Consider the following 19,381-nt stretch of genomic DNA (forward strand, 5'->3'; position numbering starts at 1 on the left):
GGCGCGGGGCTATTGGCATGATGCAGAGCCTCGACCTCGGCTTTTGTGCATCTGCACGAACCGGTTGGCCGGTAGTCTCGGATGTGATCGGACCCGCTAGGGTACCCGTTGAAACTTCAAACAAACTCATTGAATGTACCGCTAAATAACGGTACATTCTTCCGCGACATGACTTCCCGCACTGGAAGGCCTGGTCGTGATCGCAGTTCGGGGACCAGTTGAATTATCGGCGCTCGCAGATGCGCTGCATGCCGAGGATGTCGGTTATCGCAGATCGCTGCGCGCGCGCCAAGTGCAGATGATCGCGATCGGCGGGGTGATCGGCACCGGGCTATTTCTCGGTGCCGGTGGGCGACTGGCCAGCGCCGGACCGGGATTGTTCCTGGTGTACGCCGTATGTGGCGTATTCGTCTTCTTCATCCTGCGCGCGCTCGGCGAATTGGTGCTGCATCGGCCCTCCGCTGGATCGTTCGTCTCCTATGCGCGCGAGTTCTATGGGGAGAAGCTGGCTTTCGCGGTCGGGTGGACCTACTTCTTCCACTGGTGCATGACCGGGATCGTCGATATCACCGCCATCGCCACCTATGTGCACTATTGGGGCGCGTTCGAGGGCGTCCCGCACTGGGTGATCGCGCTCGTCGCGCTGATCGCGGTTGTGAGTACCAATCTGATCTCGGTGCGCTGGTTCGGCGAACTGGAGTTCTGGGTCGCGCTGATCAAAGTCCTGGCCCTGGTGGGCTTCCTGATCGTCGGTACCATCTTCCTGGCCGGCCGCTTCACAATTCAGGGGGCGCCGACCGGTGTAGGGGAGATCACCCAGCACGGCGGGTTGTTCCCGACCGGCCTGCTGCCGCTGGTCACGGTGACCACGGGCGTCGTATTCGCCTATGCCGCAGTCGAATTGGTCGGCATTGCGGCCGGCGAGGCCGAGCATCCGGAGACGATCATGCCGCGGTCGATCAACTCCGTCATCGCCCGTATCGGACTATTCTACGTCGGCTCGCTGGTACTGCTCGGACTACTATTGCCTTATACGGTCTTTCGGGCCGGGGAAAGTCCATTCGTCACGTTCTTCGCGAAAATCGGTGTGCCAGCGGCCGGTTCGATCATGAATCTGATCGTGCTCACCGCTGCCTTCTCCAGTCTCAACGCCGGGTTGTACTCGACCGGCCGGATTCTGCGTTCGATGTCGATGAACGGCAGCGCACCCGGTGTGGCGTCGCGCATGTCGCGGACGGGCGTACCCTACGTCGGCATCCTCGCGACCGGCGCGATCGCCCTGGTCGGGGTCGGGCTCGATGCGGTGGTGCCCGACCAGGCCTTCGAGATCGTATTGAACGTATCGGCGCTCGGCACCATTGTGTCGTGGACCGCGGTCGTGCTCTGTCATCTGCGACTGTGGCGCGAGTGGCGGCGCGGTTTGGCCTGGCGTCCAGCCTCCCGGCTACCCGGCGCGCCCTACACCGATGTCGCGACCCTGCTCTTCCTTGCCGCCGTGGTAATCCTGATGGCCTCCAGCGGCGATATGGTTCAGCGCAGCGCCGTACTCGCCATGATCGTCATCCTGGGCCCGGCCTTGGTCGGTGGCTGGTTCCTCGCTCGCCGAAAAGTATTGCGAATAGCCCGCATCCGCGAACACCATACGGGCCAGTTCGCGGTAGTCGCCGAGCGTCCGCCGCTCGGCCCCTCCGCTGAACCGGAAGTGATCATCGAGCCGCCGAAATCCGGCTACGTCAACCCGGATCCGCTGTAGGGTCGGTATTCATCGGGAGATCCGATGATTTTCGCGATGCTGCACGCTCGCGGTCACAGCGATAGACGGGCAATCGTCGCTATTCCTCGATCGAACTAGCGGTCCAAGCCGGGACAGACCGGTAGATTAGGTCGCTATTCTGGAAAATGCTGGGCTACAGCCGCTTCAGTCGGCATGCACGCTCAGTCGAGCAGCACCATAGGCACCGCTACGGCGGCATCCGCGCCTGATGATGCGTCGCCAGCGCGAATATTCCGCGACCTGGCGGGGCGAACAAACAGTGAACAGCTCCGGTCGCGATGAAAACGAAAACCCAACGGGCTCTGTTGATTTCGCTGTGCGCTGTTCACTGAGTGGAGGGGGGTCGTTCACGGCGCGTGGTTAGCGTTCGGGTGGTCGTTTCCGGAGACTGTTGAGCAGCTCCGAGGGTTTGTCCGCTTCGATGCTCGTCTGGCCATGCCGTGCCTGCGATTCGGGTGCGCGGAAACGAATCAGGTTGTAGTGGTGAACAACTGGAGATCGGATTACTGGGATCCGGATCGTTGGCAGTTGCCCGCGGTGCTGCTGCGGTGTCGTAGGTGGATCCGCGCTACGCGCCGGCGCCGCTGGACGGTCGGGGTCCTGCTCACTGTCTTCGTTCTGGTCGTCTTCCCCGGTCTGCTCGGCGCCACGGCCTCGGCCGCGGCCGAGAGCGGCACCCGCACCGCCGGATCGTCGGTGGGCAGTGCACTCGGCTGGACTCACGTCTCCGATTCCTCGGGCGTCGAGGCTGCCAGCTATGTCTTCGCCACCGATCACGGCGGCGTACTGAGTCCGGGAAATACCGCGATATCCCTGGTGATCGGCCTGGAGTTCGCGGGCTGGAAAATCATTGTGATCACGGCAATCTGGCTGATCGGCTACGCCCTGAGTTTCCAGTGGCTGAACATCTTCTCCAAGGCATTGCTCGGGGTAGCGCACAGCCTGACCGGCCAGATCGCGACGCCGATCATGTTGGTGACCGCGGCGACGCTCGGTGCGTTCTTCGTCGCGTGGTTCGTCGTGCGCGGCTTGTACTCCAAGGCCACTCTCCAAATGGGGACCATGCTCATGGTCGCCGTGCTGGGGCCGATATTCCTGGCCGAGCCACTGGCCGATGTGCTCGCATCGGACGGTCTGCTGGCGCAGGGCCGCGATCTCGGCATTTCGGTGGCGGCCGGGTTGAACGGCGATAGCAATGTCGATCCGTCGCGCATGGTGGCGACCATGCAGGGCACCTTGACCGATAACTTCGCCCGTCGTCCGCTGCAGGTCTGGAACTTCGGGCATGTGGTCGATGATCAGCCCGCATGTCGTGCGGCGTGGTCGGCCGGTGTCACGGCGCGCAGCGAAGATCGGGTGAAAAAGGGCATCGGCGCTTGCGGGGACGGCGCGGCCGAGGAGTCGATGGACAATCCAAATTTCGAGCAGATCGGCACCGGCCTATTGCTGCTGCTGGCCGGGGCGATCCTGCTGGCCTTCGGGGCGGTGCTGGCGATCAAGGTGATCCGTGCCGCACTCGACACCATCTACCACGGCTTGATGTCGATCTTCGGTTTCGCCGCAGGCGGATTCATCTACGGACCCACCCAGACGTTCCTGATCCGCAATGTAGTCGACGGCTTCGTAGCCGCGGCGCGCATGACCGCCTACACCATCTTTCTCGGCGTCTACGTACTGATCCTGCGAGACCTGTTCACGCTGGCCCGCGATCAGGTCATGGTGGTGTTCATCATCGGCGCGATCGTCGAGATTGTCGCGATCCTGCAGCTCAAAAGGCTCAGCGCGGGTCTGGATCGGGGCAACGAGTGGATCGCCAATCGGTTCGCGCTGGCGGCGCAAGGCAGTGGCGCACGGGGTTCGGGTGGTAGCGCGACCGCACTCGGTATGGGCACGGTCGGGGCTGGACATTCCATGCGGGCGGGGATGCTGCCTGTGCTTGCCGCTTTCAGCACGGTCAGCGGTTCGCCAGCGACCGAATGGCTCTGGGGAAAGACCCGTTCACCGCTGCGGCCGTTCGCCCGGATGGAGCGCGAGGCGCAATTGGGCCAATGGGGATTCTGGGGCGCGCCAGGTGTGGGTGGACCCACGGGTTCCTATGCACAGGCATACGTGCACCGGCCCGTATTCGCGCGGGCTGCCCGGGAGGCCGCGCTTGCCGCGCCGAATGGCGGCATCAATACCGTGCGCGGCGCGGCCGCGGCGCTGCAGGGTCTGGTGGATATCGGCGGGAAGATCACCGATGCGCCTGCGGCATTGCTCGCCGCCGGATTCACCGACGAGGACATCATGTTCAACGCCATTCGCTCGTGGTCGATCGTCGATGACAACTCCAAGGGCTGGACGCTCGCCAATAACCATCTCGGTCGCGCGGTGGCCGCAGTCCAACGTGTCCAGGACTCGTCGCTTCGACTCATCGACGGTGGCAGTTCTCCCGGCGAAGTCGCGGCGGATCTCGCCACCTTGCAGGCCGCCGCATTCCGGTATCGGCGCTCGGCGCCCGCAGGTGTCACCCTTACCGCGGGCGAGGAGCAATTCGTCAATGCATACCTGGGCACACCCACAGAGGACGCGGCCCGAGCTCTCCAAACAGTCGCCGGCGGCGGCACTGTCACGTCGGGCCCACTGGCTGGTGGTCCATTCGCGAACGACGCCCTCGCCGCCAGGCGCATGTTGGGTGAGATCGGCAGCAGGCAGGCGGACCTTGTCTTGACCAGCGTCAACAATGTATTGCGTAATCCAGCGGATCAAGAGTTGCTCCGCGTGGCTCGTGGCCACATCTCCGATACGGTTCTCACCGACCAAGCATTGAGCGGGGCCAAACGAACAGCGACGAACACGCCGACGCCGCCGAGGCAAGGCAGTCCGCAGCGGCCCCGCTGGGCCCCGCCGATGGCCAGGGTGGGCGCTCGGCTGAATTGAGTTGGTGCGCTATCCGCGCAGCGCGTCGCGGATCATCGGCCACGATTTGTGCAGGTCTTCCTGCCAATAGCCCCACGAATGGGTGCCGGTGGGGCGCAGGTCGAAGGTGGCGGGGATGTTCAGTTGTTGGAGGCGCTCGCGCAGTGCGTGCGCGCACTGGTTGGTGATGGCCTCCAGCACGCCGCCGTTGACGAGCTGGCCGACGAGTTTGCCCGCGTTGTCCCGGATTCCCGGGCCGTCGAGGGTGTCCAGCGGTCCGGGAACGCCGGTGCCGGTCGAGACGTAAACGGCTGTGCCGCGCAGCATTTCGGCATGCACATAGGGGTCGTTGGCGGCCCAGGCCGGATCGTTCGGCGGCCCCCACATATTGCTCGGATTGCCGCGCCAGCGCAGTACGACCGCGTCGATCATGGCTTGGCCCAGTGGGTCACTGGTCTGCACGCAACCGCTGTAGGAGCCGATGGCCCGGTAGCGCCCGGGTGCCGCGAGTGCGAGCTGGAATACCGACGTCGCGGCCATGGAGATCCCCGCGATCGCGTTGGCGCCGCTGCCGTTGAAGGCCGAGTCGATGATCGGCGGCAGTTCCCGAGTCAGAAAGGTTGTCCAGCGTTGGCGGCCCAGGATTGGATCGTCGTCGCGCCAATCGGTGAAGTAGCTGCCGTTGCCGCCCATCGGGGTGACAACCGTGACCTGCTTGTCGCGGAAGAACTCGACGATATCGGTTTGCTCGGGCCAACTACTGGCGTCCGCGCCACCGCTGGCACCGTTGAGTAGGTACAGCGTGGGGGCGGGCGCCGAACTATCCGGCGCCCGAAGCACTTTGACGAGGATATCGGTGTCCATTGCGGCCGAGTGGACGCGCAGGTCGAGCATGCCGTCCGCATTCTCGACCAGGCCCGCGAGAGCGGAACCATCGGCGGCCGGGCGTGCGGCGGCGGTGGCCGCGGCGACCGTGATCTGTCCGCTGGGTTCCGATCGTGCGGTCACGGGTACGGCGGCCAGACCCACTGCGCAGATGAGCGTCATGAGCCCTGTCGCAGTTCGCACTCGCTCATCCTTCCCACGATCTATTGCGTGGCCACGATAGTCGGCGATTACCAGCGCAGATAAGGCTATTTGGACGATCTTTCGGCGAAATCCATTGGTTCTGGGGAACATCACAAAGTTCGCGCCCGGCCATGGTCGATCGGCAATACATGCCGTTGACTGACATTCTCCTGGCTTCACGAATCGAGGGCATCCATTGGTCAATTTCGGTTTCTTCGATGAATGGCATCCCGAGCGCGGTCGGCTCACCACATGGATGGCGTCACCGAGTTCGCGGGCGGCGGTGCGGACGGCCCCGATACACCCGACAATGCCCTCTTACCAGCAGGAGGCATATCTGCGGACCGCGCATCGCAATGCCGATGCGGGCGTTCGGGCATCGCGATTGTGCATGATTGCCTTCGATATTCCCGGCGCTCCGGTCCGCGAAGCGCTGACCCGGACATTCAACGCATTCCTGCGTCGCCACGACACGTTTTCGAGCTGGTTTTCGTTTACCGCCGAGGGTCGGGTCGTGCGGCATGTGGTGCGGCCGGATGATATCGAATTCGTCGCGACGGACCACGAAGAATTCCTTGACAGCGATGCGATTCGCGAGCGGGTGCAGGCCGAAACATCGGGTCCGTTCGAATGGGATTGCTTCAGTTTCGGCGTGATCGATCACGGTGATTCATTTACGGTGTACGCCGCCGTGGATCATCTGCATACCGACGGGCTCGCGCAGGCATTGTCCTGCGTCGATCTGCTGATGCTGTACGGCAATGAATTGTCCGGCGGCCGAGTCCCTTCCGCGCCGGTCGACGGCCACCTCGCATACTGTGCGCGTGAACGCCGGCTCAATGAACAACTCACGCTGGAATCACCGCAGATCCGGCACTGGGTCGAGCTGCTACAGCTCAATGACGGTGATATGCCGTCGTTTCCACTGGACCTCGGACTGGCCGACGGCGGCATCCGTGGCGCGCAGGTGACGCTGCCGCTGATGAGCGAGGCCGACGCCGTGCGATTCGAACAGGTCTGCCAGGATCACGGTGGCCGATTCATCGGCGGACTGTTTACCGCGCTGGCCATGGCGGAGCTCGAATTGACCGGTCGGGATTGGTATTTCGGCCTCGCCCCGGCCAATACTCGCGCCACCCCCGGCGAGGCGACCTCGGTGGGCTGGTACACCAACCTCATTCCGGTCACCGCGGCGATCCGGCCCGATGACACCTTCACTTCGCTCGTTGCCTCGGTCCAGGATGCGGCCGAGCGTGCCAAGGATCTGACCGATATTTCACCGCATCGGGTGCTCGAGCTGGTCACCCCGGAGCTGGGCATCCGGACCAAGCCGGGCTGGACCGCGCCGATGCTGTCATATGTCGATGTCCGCAGGATGGCGGGTGCGGAAATGTTCGATCGGATCAACGGCGGTCTGTACGGCAATCGGGCCAGCGCGAGCGAGGTGTACCTCTGGATAAATCGGTTCAACGAGGTGACCACCCTGACCCTGATGTTTCCCGACACCCCCCAGGCGCACGCGTCGATCGATCGGTACGCGAAGGCGCTGACCGCCGTCGTTACCGCTGTGGTCGCGGACGGTGACTATGCCGTGCGGGTCGACGTCTTGTCATGACCGTCCGGGTTTGCGATGCGACGACCCGCACGGCCTGGGGGGTCGTGTCGAGGAGGCGCTTGTGACGACTTCCGCTGCCACACGGCACGCCGAACTGCGAAATACCTTGCCGCCGTTCGCATTGCGACCGGTAGCCGCGATTACCGGGCTCGTCTCGGTTGTCCTGGTCGCGCGGGCGGACCGATACGACTACTTCGGTGACGAACTGTACTTCTTATCGGCCGGTGCTCGGCTCGCCTTCGGCTACGTCGACCAGGGGCCATTGCTACCACTTCTCGCTCGATGCGTGGACTGGATAGCGCCGGGTTCGCTTGTCGCACTGCGCATTCCGTCGATCGTGGCCGCTGTGCTGGCAATCGTGACCGCCGCCGCCTCCGCCCGCGAATTCGGCGGCGGGCGTATCGCGCAGGTACTCGCGGCTCTTGCCTACGCGTGCTGTCCGTTCGCGATCACCCAGTCGGCCACGCTGTCGACCTTCGCTCTCGATGCCACGCTGGTTGCGGTCTTGATCTGGCTGATAGTGCGCTGGATTCGGATCCGTGACGATCGGCTTCTGATTGCCGCCACCGTGGTCGTCGCGCTGGATCTACAGGTGAAACTATTGGCTCCGGTGTTGGGCGCCGGAATCGCTATCGGCGTCATGATTTTCGGTCCGCGAGATCTGCTCCGGCGGCCGGCCTTGTGGTTCGGTGCCGCATTCTCGCTAGCGACGGTCCTACCGGGACTGGGGTGGCAGGCGCGGCATGGGTGGCCGCAACTGGCCATGGGCGCGACGATACGAGCCGAACAGCAGGCCGCGACCGGCGGCATCGCGGGACTGCCGATGCAGTTGGCGATGCTGACCGGTATCGGTGGATTCCTTGCCGTGGTGGGCATTTGGGCGCTGGTCCGGCATTCCGCACTGCGGCCTTATCGGTTCATCGTCGTCGCCGTTGTCGTCCAATCCGGGTTCGTGCTGGTGACCGGGACGCGCGCGTACTACGTCGCGGGGCTGCTTCCGGTTCTGTTCGCCGCAGGCGCGGTGTGGGCACAGGCCCGTGAGTTCAGCCGGTGGGAGAAGGCGACGGGGATCACCATGGCTGCGCTCGCCGCGACAATCGCTGTCGCCGTGGTGTTTCTGTTACCGGTATCGTCGGGTGCCCTGGACCGGCCGACGAATACGCAAAGCGAATTGTCCACCCGAATGCGTGTATTCGGCTCCAGCGGCTGGTCGGAACTTACGGCGTCCGTCGATGCCGCCTACCGCACAATAGATCTCGGCGCCCGCGCCCACACGGTCATTGTCACGCAAACCTATTGGGCAGCGAGCGTGCTGGACCGACTCGGCAGCCCGGACCTGCCTCCGATCTACAGCCCCAATCGTGGATTCGCCTATTTCGGTAAGCCTTCGGAGACTGATACCACTGTGCTGTATGTCGCCGCCGACGCAGCGGAACCGCTATTGCGACAGACGTTTTGGGATGTTCGTCCATTGAAGCGCCTCGATGATCGCCTCGGATTTCCCGGTATCAACCGCAACATCGTCATCTGGCGCTGCGACCGCAGCATCCGTCCATGGGCCGAAACCTGGCCGCATCTGATCACCAACGTGCTCGACCCGGGCATCTGACACTAGGCAATTACCGATGACAGTTCCGAGCACTGGATCCGCGATTCGTACCGGCCTTGTCGGCCCCGCTGTTGCTCCCCGAGCAATTGGAGCTGGTCACGGGTCTTTATCGTCGACGCCTGGCCACCGATCCATTCGGCGACCCGGACGGTGGCGGGCGCGTCACCTAATTGGTGGCGCGTCCATTGCTGGCCGCATGCGAACACTCGCTCTGCGCTTGGTAGATGACGCACGCCGATCAGGAGCGCTCGTGATCGGTTCCATCGACAGCACCCAGCCTGCTCGAATCCGCTTGCTCTGTGTCGCAACGGTTCTCGGCGTCTTCGGCGCACCTGTCGCCGTGGTGCACGCCCAGCCGCCGCCGAAACCTATAGCGGTGTCGGCCGACGGATCGCGCCTGGTCCGCATCCGGCAACGAAACGACCGCCTGATCGAGATATCGGTGTATTCGGCCGCGATGAACACCATCTTCCCCGTGCAGGTGTTGCGCGCCCGCGACGAGCACACCGCAGCACCCACGCTGTACCTGCTCAACGGCGCCAATGGCGGTGTCGGTGGCAGTTGGTACGACGAAACCGATGTCGCTGACTTCTTCCGTGATAAACCGGTCAATGTCGTAATCCCCATCGGCGGTGCGGGCAGCTATTTCACCGACTGGAAATCCGACGATCCGCTGCTCGGGCGGCAACGCTGGACGACCTTTCTGACCGAGGAATTGCCGCCGCTCATCGACCAGGCATTCAATGGCAACGGTGCCAACGCCATTGCCGGGCTTTCGATGTCCGCGACCTCGGTCTTCCAACTCGCTTTGGCCGCACCCGGTCGCTATCGGGCGATCGGCTCCTACAGCGGTTGTGTCCGAACCAGCGACCCGCAGGGACAGGCGTTCGTCACCGGGGTCGTCGCGCGGTGGCGCGGCAATGCACTGAATATGTGGGGCCCGCCCTCGGATCCGACATGGGCCGCAAACGATCCCTACCTGCACGCCGATCGGCTGCGCGGCACCGCCATCTACGTTTCCGCGGGCACAGGGGCACTCGGACCGTTGGACACCCCCGAAGGCACGCGAGGCGAGCTGATCCAGCTCGTGTGGCAGGTGATGTTCGGAGTGCCGCTGGAAGCGGTCATGAACATGTGCACCCACCAACTGCACGACCGACTCCAATCCCTCGGCATTCCCGCCACCTTCGATTTCCGATCGAACGGCACGCATTCGTGGGGCTATTGGCAGGAGGATCTGCACAAGTCCTGGCCGATATTCGAAGCGGCACTGATCAAGTGAGCCACTCGGTAAGCGTCATCGAAATCCGGCGAATTTTTTGTGTCGCTTCACCATCGGCTGCCAGGTGCGTATCGCACGGCGATAATCTGTCGTAGCGTGACCGACCGACGGTAGCGTCGATTTTCGGCAGGGAGCACGATGGCTGGTGAATTCTCGCCGACCATGCCGCGCCCGGCCTGCCGGTCAGTGCGAATCTCAGGGGAAATGCCATGACGGTCACGAATGATTCTTTCGAGCCGAATTACTCGGCATTGTCGCGCAAGATCGTGAACCGTCTCGAAAGCGCATCGGTCGAAGGCCTCGGTGGTGCCGTTCAGGGCGACCTGATCACGGTCGCACGCTGCGGTTTGGAAGGCCTCACGGCCGCGATCCGCACGGGCAGGCCGGTACCAGAGCGAGCCGTGGCGCGGCTCGAGACCATCGCGGCCAGAATGGCGGATCGGGAGTTGCCGATCGCACTGATCCAGCACGTCATGCACGCCGGAATCAAAGCCGGTTTCGAACTCGTTGCCGCCGATCGGCCGCAGTCGGTTCGGCAGGAGATTTACACCGACGGCGCGCGCCTGATCCAAGCGACACAGGAGCTTTCGACCGCGGTATTGCGCGGGTACGTCGGCGAAGTGCGTGCCATGACCGGTGATCGCAGAGTCGCCGCGCAGACACTGGCATCGGCGCTGCTGGCCGGAAAAGCGGATCCGACGATGGCACACCGATGCGGCGCCGAACTTTCGTCGTCCTACTTTGTGATCGCGGTCGCGCTGGGGCCGCATCCCGACGAGAACGATGCTCGACTCGATTCCAGGGTGGTCGCGCGCCGCAAACTGCGCCGCGTCCAAGCCGAATTGGCGACCACTGGCGAATGCCGGGTGCTATCGCTGCTCAGTGTCGATGGCGGAACCATCCTGGTCCCAACGGAATTCGCGGCCATTACCGAAGAATGGCTGGTCGACCTGGTCGCCCGGCTGATGCGCGCCGCTGCCGCCCCGGTCACCGCGACATTCACGGCGTCGCCGCGTGGCCGGATTCCCCCTGCGGCCGACCGCGTGCACCAACTGCTCGATCTCGCCCTGCGCCTGGATCGTGGACCCGGTTTGCACCGGTTCGAAGATCTGGCACATGAGTACCAACTGATCCAGCCTGGTCCCGGCTACCAGCATCTGCGGGCGATCCTCGATCCGCTGCAGACCGAGCCCGGACTACTCGACACCCTGCGCACCTACTTCGCCGCGCAGGGCAAGCGCGCGCCGACCGCCCGCCGGCTCGGCGTCTCGACCAGCGCCGTGCGCCGCCGCCTCATCCGAATCGCCGAATTGACCGGACTCGACCCCGAAAACGTCACCGACGCCTGGTATCTGAGATCGAGCCTGGTCGCCTGCACCTTCGCGGACTTTCCGTCGAGGCAAGCACCGGGCGCGGCGTTATGCCTGGTCGGGTCCTGAGTCGTCGGTATCCGGCGGTGCGGCCGGTAATCCTTCGCTCGCCCGGAGTTTTTCCGCCATGGTGGCGAGCAGATTCTGCGATTCCTCGGAAAGGTCGAAAGCTCTGCTCGATAGTCGGCGCAGGTGATAGCCCTGAAGTTGAGACAGCAGTTCCAGATCGTGGTCGATTTTGGCGGCGTAGACGTCATTGAAGAAGTAGTCCGGTTTGACCTTGAAGAATTTGGCGAGGGCGGTCATGGTCTCGTTGGAGGGGTTGGCGCGCTGCCCCGACCGTAGTTGGGACAGATAGGGTTTCGAGATCGGGTACCCGGAGTTCGTCAACGCGTCCGCGACTTCGGCATTGGTATGCGAGCGGCGGCCCGGGGGATGCACGGTTTCGAACAGCTTGTTCAACCGCTCGGCGAAATCAGCCATCTGAGGTGCCCATCTTCTTCGCTGTCCTGGTGAACCGATCATCGGTTCGATTTGCGCTGTCGACGAAAACCGCTCCAGCCCATCGGGTCCGAAGTCGAATCGCAAGTGTGTTCGGTTGATTACCCGTGACTGCCTGGTAGGAAACGGATCGAAACATCGGCCTCGCAGGTTACCGTGCCCGCTCACGGACCACGCGGGCGACGTCTGGCTGTCCGGTGCGGGTAAGGTCCTAACATCGCACCGACGGAGGAGGATGATGGCGACCTCAGCCCGCTCGACACCATCGGACTCGGTCGACGAGGTCACCGACGCATTGCTGACCGCGTCCCGCCTGCTCATGGCCATCTCGGCCCGCTCGATCGCGCACGTCGACGATACGATCACGCTGCCGCAGTTCCGCACGCTGGTGATCCTCGCGACTCAGGGCCCGAGCAATCTGGCCACCTTGGCCCAGCAATTGGATGTGCAGCCATCGACCGCGACCAGGATGGTCGAGCGGCTCGTATCCGCGGAATTGCTTACCCGCCAACCCAATCCGCAGTCCCGGCGCGAACAGATCGTCGATCTCACCGAGCACGGGCGACGCGTCGTCGCCGAGGTGACCGCGCGCCGTCGCGCCGAAATCGCCCGCGTAGTGCAGACCATGCCCGCTGCCCAGCGCCAGGGGCTGGTGCGAGCGCTGACCGCGTTCACCACGGCGGGGGAGGAATGCGGTGCCGCCAAGGGACTGCAGGCGTACCCGCTGTAGGGCCTGACGTGCGACTACCAGGTCCGCTTCGTGCTCACGTTCGTCAGGCATCGGCACGTCGGGCGCGACGTCCGAGAGTTGATGCTTGGGCCGGATATGGGCGTACTGCAATGCGGCAAGTCCGGCAAGTGCCGCCGCAATGCTGATCTTCCACCCGGGTGGCCGCCAGGTGAGGAGCAATTCCGCGTTGTCGGTATGCGGTGGGATATCGATGGCGATGAACGTGCCTGCCACGGTGGTGAACGGAATTTCGTTGCCGTTGAGCGTAACTCGATAACCGGGCCAGCCGAGGCGTGCGAAAACGATGCGTCCGCCGCCGGTTGAGGTGGCCCGGATTCGGCTGGTAACGCTGTCACCCGATACCGAACTCGCTTGCACGCCTTCGGTATCGGCGATCAGACCGTTACGGGTCGAAAGCGGGCCGTCGACGCGTTCGAGTACCCAGATGTAGCGTTCGTGCCCCGGATAGTCGACCCACTTCCAGCCCGGCGGGGCCGGATGGTCGGGGGCATCGGGGAATTGGGCCCGCTGCAGGACGACCCGATCGACCTTCATCAGATCGACAATCGTTTTGCCAGTGGATGATTCGGGCGCGAACGCGCGCCGGTACGCGTCTGGACAGGTGCTGCCGTCCCAACCCATGCACAGCAGCGCGCTGAAGGCAGCGTATCCGATCGGGGTATATGCGTTGACGTAATCCAAGCGCAGGTTCTTGGCGTAGTTGCCGAAGGCGAGGGAGCCGTACGCGCCCGCGAGGCTCATATCGCTCGGCTGCAGAAGTGCGCGATCGGCGAGTTGCAGTGTGACACCGGGGAAATCGGCGAAGGCCGCCCGCATGTCCGAGCGCCGTTCCGGAAAGTTGTACGACATCGGCGTCGGCGGTGCGCCGTGCACCTGGGAGTAGGCGATCGGGAACATCGCCACAATGCTCAGCAGGCAGGCCACCGCGACCCCTCGGGTGCGGATCACCCACAGCACCGCGGCCCCGAGCGCGGTCACCGCGACGACCGCGACCAGATGCCACACCAGCAGTGCGGGCGCTGCCGAGAACGACCGCAGCAACAGGAACCCGATGAGCACCCCCGCAGCCGCCCCACGGCGCCGCCATTGCTGATGCCACGAGTTCGAGACACTACCTGGCAGCGGCAGTATGCAACAGTTGCTGTCTGCATCAGTTGCGGTTCGCGGCCGCTGCCCATGGAACGGTTCAGCAACTGGGACTATGCCAACAAACCGGGGGTCCGGATCCGTTCGTGGAATAGAGCGGCCGAAACCAGCAGTTGCAGAGATATGGAGATCATCGAGTTCCCTGGATACGAGTGGACGACCGTCGCGGATTCACCTGTGCGAGAGCTGTTCCCGGGCATTCGCTCGCGGGCGCTGTGGCGCGGGGCGAACGGCGCGAAAGCGTACCTACTGGAAATGGATCCGGGCACCTCGTGGGAGGGCATCGATCTGCACGAGCCCGGACCGGAGGAGGTTTTCGTAGTATCCGGCACATTCAACGACGGATTCCGCGACTATCCGGCCGGATCGTTCATCCACGCTCCGGCCGGATCGTCACACATTCCGCAGTCGACGACCGGCTGCACACTGTTCGTCTTCTACCCCGAGGGCTGAAAGCCGTCGGGTGCCGCGCTAGTCCTGGTTGAACCGCTCCCGCACCGCGTCCATTCGCGCGTGCAACTCCTCCGGGACGATCCATCCACGATCCATCAGCGTGTGAGCCGTGACGACGACCGATCGGGTGTGTACGGGAAAGTCGTGGTAGATCGTCTCTCCGAGCGCATCCTCGGCATGGCGGCGTTCCAGATTGTCCAATGCGCCACGCCAGGACAGGCATTCGCACGTCGCCTGCATGCTCGACTCCCATGGGTCGGGCTTGCGATCGAGTTCGGGAAGCGCGTTCTCTCGTCGCGACTCGGGATCCAGGGTCCGCAGAAGAACGTCGTAGGGACTGCTCGTCACTGCCCACCCCTTCCCGAGGCCGCCTCGACCTGATCCGGCGGTGCCTGCGCGGTCCAATCGACCTGCGGCACGGCAACGCCGATCATCGTGTCCCGGGTGACGATGGCCGCCAGCTGCTCCTCCGTCCAGCCCTCGGTGCCCGCCGGGCGCATCGGCATCACCATGAAACGGGACTTCTGATTCGAATCGTGCACCCGGACCTCGACCTCGGGCGGAATGTGCAGGCCGAATTCGGCGAGCACCTCACGGGGCCAACGCACCAGGCGCCGACGGTAATTGGGAGTGCGGTACCAGTCCGGTGACATGCCGAGAACCGGCCGCGGATAGCACGAACACAGCGTGCAGACGATCACGTTGTGCACCTCGGGCGTGTTCTCCAGCACGTAGAAGAAGGTGTAGTCGCTCGGCGTGCCGGATCCGGTCGGGTCACGCCAGTCGATGCCGACTTCCTTGCACGTCTCGGTGCCGTCGGCGAGCAGACGCGCCTTGAAATCGGGATCCGTCCACGCCTTCGCGACCAGTTTCGACCCACCGTGCGGACCGACCGATTCGGCCCATTCGGAGAACCGTCGATGGTCTTCTTGCGAAAAGAGGCCCTTTTCGATGGCGAGCTCGCGAACCGCCGTCTCCAGAATCTCGAACTCGCTGATCTGTGAGCTCGTCTGGATCGGCGCGTGCGCCCCGTGATCGTGGGTCTGACTCACTTGGCATCCTCCTCTGCGGGCTCGAGCCAGCGCTCGGAGACCTCCGTCTCCAGGGTGTCGACCTCGAAGCCGGTGTATTTGGGCCAAAGATCTGTCTGGCGGAACCGCACGACGTAGAACGGTTCGAAGCGACCGTCCGCACGTCCCCACGCCTCGTCCTCGGGAATCACCCATTCTGGCCGGTATTCGACGACGACACCTGTGCGGCCACGGGTGTATGCCTGGGTGCGGGTGTGGAACATCGACGTCGCGTTTCGCACACGGACGCGATCGCCGATCTCGTACTTCCTGGTCATTGCCCCGTCTCCAACCGTGCGCGTACATCGTCCAATTTCGCGGACAGTTCGTCCGGGGTGATCAAACCCTTGTTGATCAGCACCTTCGCCGCGACGGTCGCCCAGCGCGCGTAGTAGGGCAGACCGAAATACAGCGTCGCGCCGAGATCGTTCTCGGCCCTTCGGCGTTCCTCGGAATTCCACACGCCACGCCAGCCGAGGCATTCGCAGGTGACGTAGGTATTCATCTCCCAGGATTCTTCGGCCTTTTCCCGGTACTCGATCGGCACATCCGGCTGTCCGCCCACGTCGTGCAGGACGTGTCGGAGTGCGGCAAATAATTCGTTGGAGATCTCGTACGGCGAGTCCAGCGGTTTGTGGAACACGGGAGCGAGATCTGCTACGCGAGTTTGAACTTCGTCGAATCGATTCGGTGAACTCATGAGGTCTCCGTAGTGACGGATCCGATGTTCCCCCGGCAGGGTGATCGCATACTGCGCACACCCGGCTGCGGGGCCGCGAGCCCTATTCAAATTGCGTTGATCCGACTGCCAAGGCTACACGTCAAGATCGTTCGATTGAAGATTTCGCCGCCCGATCAAGGATTGCTGACCATTGCAGCGTTTATGAGGAAATCATCAGTTGATGTGATACCGTGCCGGTGTTGTGCGCGATCGCTCTGCTGATGTGTCAATTGGTGTCTCGGTGAGAGGACCCGTATGTCCCGGTATCTATTCGCGCTCGGTCAGGCCGTAGCACGTCGCCGCTGGTGGGTGCTGGCACTATGGATCGTCCTGCTGGTCGGCGCGATCGTGTTCGCCGGCGGAACCGGTGGTAAGACCAACGACAATTTCACCGTCCCCGGCACCGAGTCGCAGGATGCCGTGTCATTGCTGCAGCAGCGAATGCCCGCGTTCAGTGGCGCGCAGATGCAGGTTGTTTTCCAAACCCCCGGCATGGCCAAGGTGACCGACCAGCAGGCGAGCGCACAGATCGAGCAGGTAATGGCGGGGTTGAAGGGACTGCCGCAGGTCGCGGCGGTCATCGACCCGTTTCAGGCGCAGGTGGTATCGCCGAATCAACGCGTGGCACTGGGTAGCGTGCAGTTCTCGGTGCCGGCGGGGGAGGTCGGCGAGGACACCCTCGACGAGGTGAATCACATCGCCGACTCGGCTCGCGATGCCGGTCTCACGGTGGAATTCTCCGGTGCGGTGTATCCGGGTTTCACGGCCGAGATCCCGCATACCCCAGAGATTCTCGGCATCGTCGCGGCATTCATCGTGCTGCTGATCACCTTCGGCGCGGTGGTCGCCGCCGGACTGCCCATCATCACAGCCTTGGTGGGTGTGGGTATCGGGCTCACCGGGATTCTGGGCGTGGCCGCCTTCGTCGACGTGGCCTCGGCGGCGACATCGCTGGCTCTGATGCTCGGTCTGTCCTGTGGCATCGACTACGCGCTGTTCATCCTTTCGCGGCATCGGCACCAGATCGTGCTGGGAATGGCTGCGGCCGAGTCGATTCCGCTGGCGGTCGGGACCGCGGGAAGTTCGGTGGTGTTCGCGGCGGTCACCGTGATCATCGCATTGTGCGGTCTGGCGGTCGCGGGCATTCCGTTCCTCACCGTGATGGGACTGACGGCGGCGGGTGCGGTACTGGTCGCCATGCTGGTCGCGCTGACACTGCTGCCCGCGCTGCTGGGCTTCGCCGGTGACATGGTCGCCAAGTTCATCTCGCCGCCGCTGCATCCGGGCAAGCCGGAGCAGGTCGCGCGCATCGCCGCCTATGAACCCGAACGCACATTCGGGCACGCATGGGGACGATTCGTCACCCGTTTCCGGATCCCGATGCTGGTTGTCGGAATCGCGATTCTCGTCGTCCTGGCCATCCCGGCCACGCGCATGGACCTCGGATTGCCCAGCGGTGAAACGCAGTCGGAGTCGAGCACCGCCCGCAAGGCATACGGCATCGTCAGTGATTCGTTCGGCCCCGGTTTCAACGGGCCCCTGCTGGTTGTGACCGACCTGTCGGCCGCCACCAGCCCCGACGCCGGACAAACACTGATGGGCCGACTGCGGCAGGAGTCCGACGTCGCCGCCGTGCAGCCCGCGGGCTCCGGCAACGGGTTGCTGCTGATCCAGGTGATCCCGAAGACCGGTCCCAACGACTCGGCGACGACCGATCTGGTGAACCGGTTGCGCGACGATCGCAACCGCATCGAAAGCGGCACCGGCGCAACATATCTGGTCGGCGGTACCACCGCCGCGAATATCGACACCTCGAACCAGTTGGCCAAGGCGCTACCCATCTTCCTCGCGGTCGTCGTGGGCTTGGCGCTGGTATTGCTCACGATCGCGTTCCGCACGATCCTCGTGCCGTTGTCCTCGATCGTCGGGTTCATCCTGTCGGTCTTCGCCGCCCTCGGCGCGCAAGTCGCGGTATTCCAATGGGGCTGGGGTGCAAGTCTTTTCGACGTCACCAAGGCGCAGACGCTGAGCTTCCTGCCGATCATCACGTTGGCCATCATCTTCGGCCTGTCCAGTGACTATCAGATCTTCGTCGTCTCCCGGATCAAGGAGGAGTACACACGCACCGGTGAGGCGATCAATTCGGTGCGCAACGGCGTCGCCCACTCCGCGCGCGTCGTCACCGCGGCGGCACTGATCATGTTCGCGGTATTCGTCGCGTTCACCACCACCGATAACCCGATCGTCAAGCCCTTGGCCTTCACCCTGGCGATCGGTGTTCTGCTCGATGCGTTCATCGTCCGACTGACCCTGGTCCCCGCCGTCATGGCCATTGTCGGAAACCGCATGTGGTACCACCCGCGCTGGTTCGCGCGCTACGTCCCCGACCTCGACATCGAGGGAGCCGAACTCGAACGCCGATTTGGCCACCACACCGAAGCCGAAGTGCCGCAGGACATTACCGGAGCATCATGACGCCTGCCAGAGGCCCCAGCGATCGACGGGTTCGCTGCCGCCGACGCCGGTGGCGAATTCCCGCATGCGCAATGGTCCCGCAGCGTCGGCCGCCAATGGCGGTGTGAGGCCGCACCTCGATGCGGTCCCGGCGCGTGTGCGCAGACCGGCAACCAGCCGCCGGGCACCTCGCGGCCGTCGGCGGGCGGCGGATCCGGCAAGCGCACCACATCGCGGTCGGCGGATACCGGCGACAGGTGCCGAACGTAGACATGCGAGGACGGCACCGATGCCACACCGATGATGCCGGCGGATCGGCCGCAGCGGGCGCCCGTGCGCACCAGCGCATCGGTCACTGCGATACCGCGAGAGTCCCGGGTGTGGGTAGTCGATAGTCGCGTTCGAGGTCGCGCAGGAGCATGGGCCGGCGCCGACCGCCGCCGCGCGGCTCGACTTCCGCGTACGGAACCGGACTGTGCCTTATCGCCTTGACCTCGACAGGCGCGGCCTGCTCGGCCGTGGCGGCGGGTACGAGGAGGGTTCCTGGACAGATCATCATGCTTTCCGCCTTTCCGGCTGAATGCACTCTGGTTGGGTCAGTCGGTCGTACCCGGCGTCGGTACGAGCAAACCGACGCTATATGTGAAAGCACTCCACCGCCGAACGCGA

General features: G+C 64.0%; 16 protein-coding genes and 1 pseudogene. 9 read left to right on the forward strand and 8 right to left on the reverse strand.

What is annotated here, in order from left to right; translation table 11 throughout:
* The first annotated feature begins 196 nt into the window (after positions 1-196).
* Together ACIBI6_RS08545 and ACIBI6_RS08550 are read left to right on the forward strand one after the other, a co-directional pair.
* Entirely contained in the window at positions 197-1,753 is a 1,557-nt protein-coding gene (locus ACIBI6_RS08545; protein ID WP_364350295.1) for an amino acid permease, read from the forward strand.
* Between the two features lie 504 nt (positions 1,754-2,257).
* On the forward strand, positions 2,258-4,693 hold the full coding sequence (locus tag ACIBI6_RS08550; RefSeq protein ID WP_364350292.1) for a hypothetical protein: 2,436 nt from the start codon (positions 2,258-2,260) through the stop codon (positions 4,691-4,693).
* A gap of 9 nt (positions 4,694-4,702) precedes the next feature.
* Here ACIBI6_RS08550 and ACIBI6_RS08555 read toward each other — a convergent pair whose 3' ends face one another.
* The gene (locus ACIBI6_RS08555) at positions 4,703-5,719 is read right to left on the reverse strand and encodes an alpha/beta hydrolase (protein ID WP_396955977.1); all 1,017 of its coding nucleotides are present in this window, start codon (positions 5,717-5,719) and stop codon (positions 4,703-4,705) included.
* A gap of 331 nt (positions 5,720-6,050) precedes the next feature.
* Between ACIBI6_RS08555 and ACIBI6_RS08560 the strand changes: the two genes are divergently transcribed.
* The 4 genes from ACIBI6_RS08560 to ACIBI6_RS08575 all read left to right on the forward strand — a co-directional run bounded on the left by ACIBI6_RS08560 (position 6,051) and on the right by ACIBI6_RS08575 (position 11,685).
* Positions 6,051-7,355, forward strand: coding sequence for a condensation domain-containing protein (locus tag ACIBI6_RS08560; RefSeq protein ID WP_396955670.1), 1,305 nt, complete (start codon positions 6,051-6,053; stop codon positions 7,353-7,355).
* Between the two features lie 61 nt (positions 7,356-7,416).
* Positions 7,417-8,964 (forward strand): glycosyltransferase family 39 protein, encoded by a 1,548-nt coding sequence (locus ACIBI6_RS08565; RefSeq protein ID WP_396955671.1) that lies wholly within the window; start codon positions 7,417-7,419, stop codon positions 8,962-8,964.
* 250 nt (positions 8,965-9,214) lie between these two features.
* Positions 9,215-10,246 carry an alpha/beta hydrolase gene (locus tag ACIBI6_RS08570; protein ID WP_396955672.1) on the forward strand — a complete coding sequence of 344 codons (1,032 nt, stop codon included), beginning with the start codon at positions 9,215-9,217 and terminating at the stop codon, positions 10,244-10,246.
* Between the two features lie 209 nt (positions 10,247-10,455).
* A complete protein-coding gene (locus ACIBI6_RS08575) occupies positions 10,456-11,685 on the forward strand; it encodes a helix-turn-helix domain-containing protein (protein WP_396955673.1) in 1,230 nt (409 codons plus the stop codon).
* Here ACIBI6_RS08575 and ACIBI6_RS08580 read toward each other — a convergent pair.
* Positions 11,665-12,099, reverse strand: a complete 435-nt coding sequence (locus ACIBI6_RS08580; protein WP_364350277.1) for a helix-turn-helix domain-containing protein — start codon at positions 12,097-12,099, stop codon at positions 11,665-11,667. The two genes, ACIBI6_RS08575 and ACIBI6_RS08580, sit on opposite strands and share 21 nt — an antisense overlap.
* A 253-nt stretch (positions 12,100-12,352) precedes the next feature.
* On the opposite strand from ACIBI6_RS08580, the gene ACIBI6_RS08585 reads away from it, so the two are divergent.
* Positions 12,353-12,847, forward strand: coding sequence for a MarR family winged helix-turn-helix transcriptional regulator (locus ACIBI6_RS08585; protein WP_396955674.1), 495 nt, complete (start codon positions 12,353-12,355; stop codon positions 12,845-12,847).
* Between the two features lie 1,290 nt (positions 12,848-14,137).
* The gene (locus ACIBI6_RS08590) at positions 14,138-14,467 is read left to right on the forward strand and encodes a cupin domain-containing protein (RefSeq protein ID WP_364350271.1); all 330 of its coding nucleotides are present in this window, start codon (positions 14,138-14,140) and stop codon (positions 14,465-14,467) included.
* An 18-nt stretch (positions 14,468-14,485) separates the two neighbouring features.
* Here ACIBI6_RS08590 and ACIBI6_RS08595 read toward each other — a convergent pair whose 3' ends face one another.
* From ACIBI6_RS08595 to ACIBI6_RS08610, 4 genes are read right to left on the reverse strand one after another with little or no spacing between them, the layout of a single operon-like run.
* Complete coding sequence (locus ACIBI6_RS08595) at positions 14,486-14,815, reverse strand: ScnB (protein WP_364350268.1); 330 nt, start codon at positions 14,813-14,815, stop codon at positions 14,486-14,488.
* Positions 14,812-15,519 (reverse strand): thiocyanate hydrolase subunit gamma, encoded by a 708-nt coding sequence (gene scnC, locus ACIBI6_RS08600; RefSeq protein ID WP_364350265.1) that lies wholly within the window; start codon positions 15,517-15,519, stop codon positions 14,812-14,814. Before scnC ends, ACIBI6_RS08595 begins: the two co-directional genes overlap by 4 nt.
* Positions 15,516-15,815 carry an SH3-like domain-containing protein gene (locus tag ACIBI6_RS08605; protein WP_364350262.1) on the reverse strand — a complete coding sequence of 100 codons (300 nt, stop codon included), beginning with the start codon at positions 15,813-15,815 and terminating at the stop codon, positions 15,516-15,518. The genes scnC and ACIBI6_RS08605 overlap by 4 nt, the downstream gene beginning before the upstream one ends.
* The gene (locus ACIBI6_RS08610) at positions 15,812-16,237 is read right to left on the reverse strand and encodes a hypothetical protein (RefSeq protein ID WP_364350259.1); all 426 of its coding nucleotides are present in this window, start codon (positions 16,235-16,237) and stop codon (positions 15,812-15,814) included. The genes ACIBI6_RS08605 and ACIBI6_RS08610 overlap by 4 nt, the downstream gene beginning before the upstream one ends.
* 276 nt (positions 16,238-16,513) lie before the next feature.
* Between ACIBI6_RS08610 and ACIBI6_RS08615 the strand changes: the two genes are divergently transcribed.
* Positions 16,514-18,733, forward strand: coding sequence for an MMPL family transporter (locus tag ACIBI6_RS08615; RefSeq protein ID WP_396955675.1), 2,220 nt, complete (start codon positions 16,514-16,516; stop codon positions 18,731-18,733).
* Positions 18,734-18,858: 125 nt separating this feature from the next.
* Here the strand turns inward: ACIBI6_RS08615 and ACIBI6_RS08620 are convergent.
* Positions 18,859-19,017, reverse strand: a pseudogene (locus tag ACIBI6_RS08620) (glycosyltransferase family 1 protein); the annotation flags it as partial.
* Between the two features lie 47 nt (positions 19,018-19,064).
* The gene (locus ACIBI6_RS08625; RefSeq protein ID WP_364350253.1) at positions 19,065-19,271 is read right to left on the reverse strand and encodes a hypothetical protein; all 207 of its coding nucleotides are present in this window, start codon (positions 19,269-19,271) and stop codon (positions 19,065-19,067) included.
* Positions 19,272-19,381: the final 110 nt, after the last annotated feature.

The sequence above is a fragment of the Nocardia sp. NPDC050412 genome (assembly GCF_044458825.1).
Taxonomy (GTDB): Bacteria; Actinomycetota; Actinomycetes; order Mycobacteriales; family Mycobacteriaceae; genus Nocardia.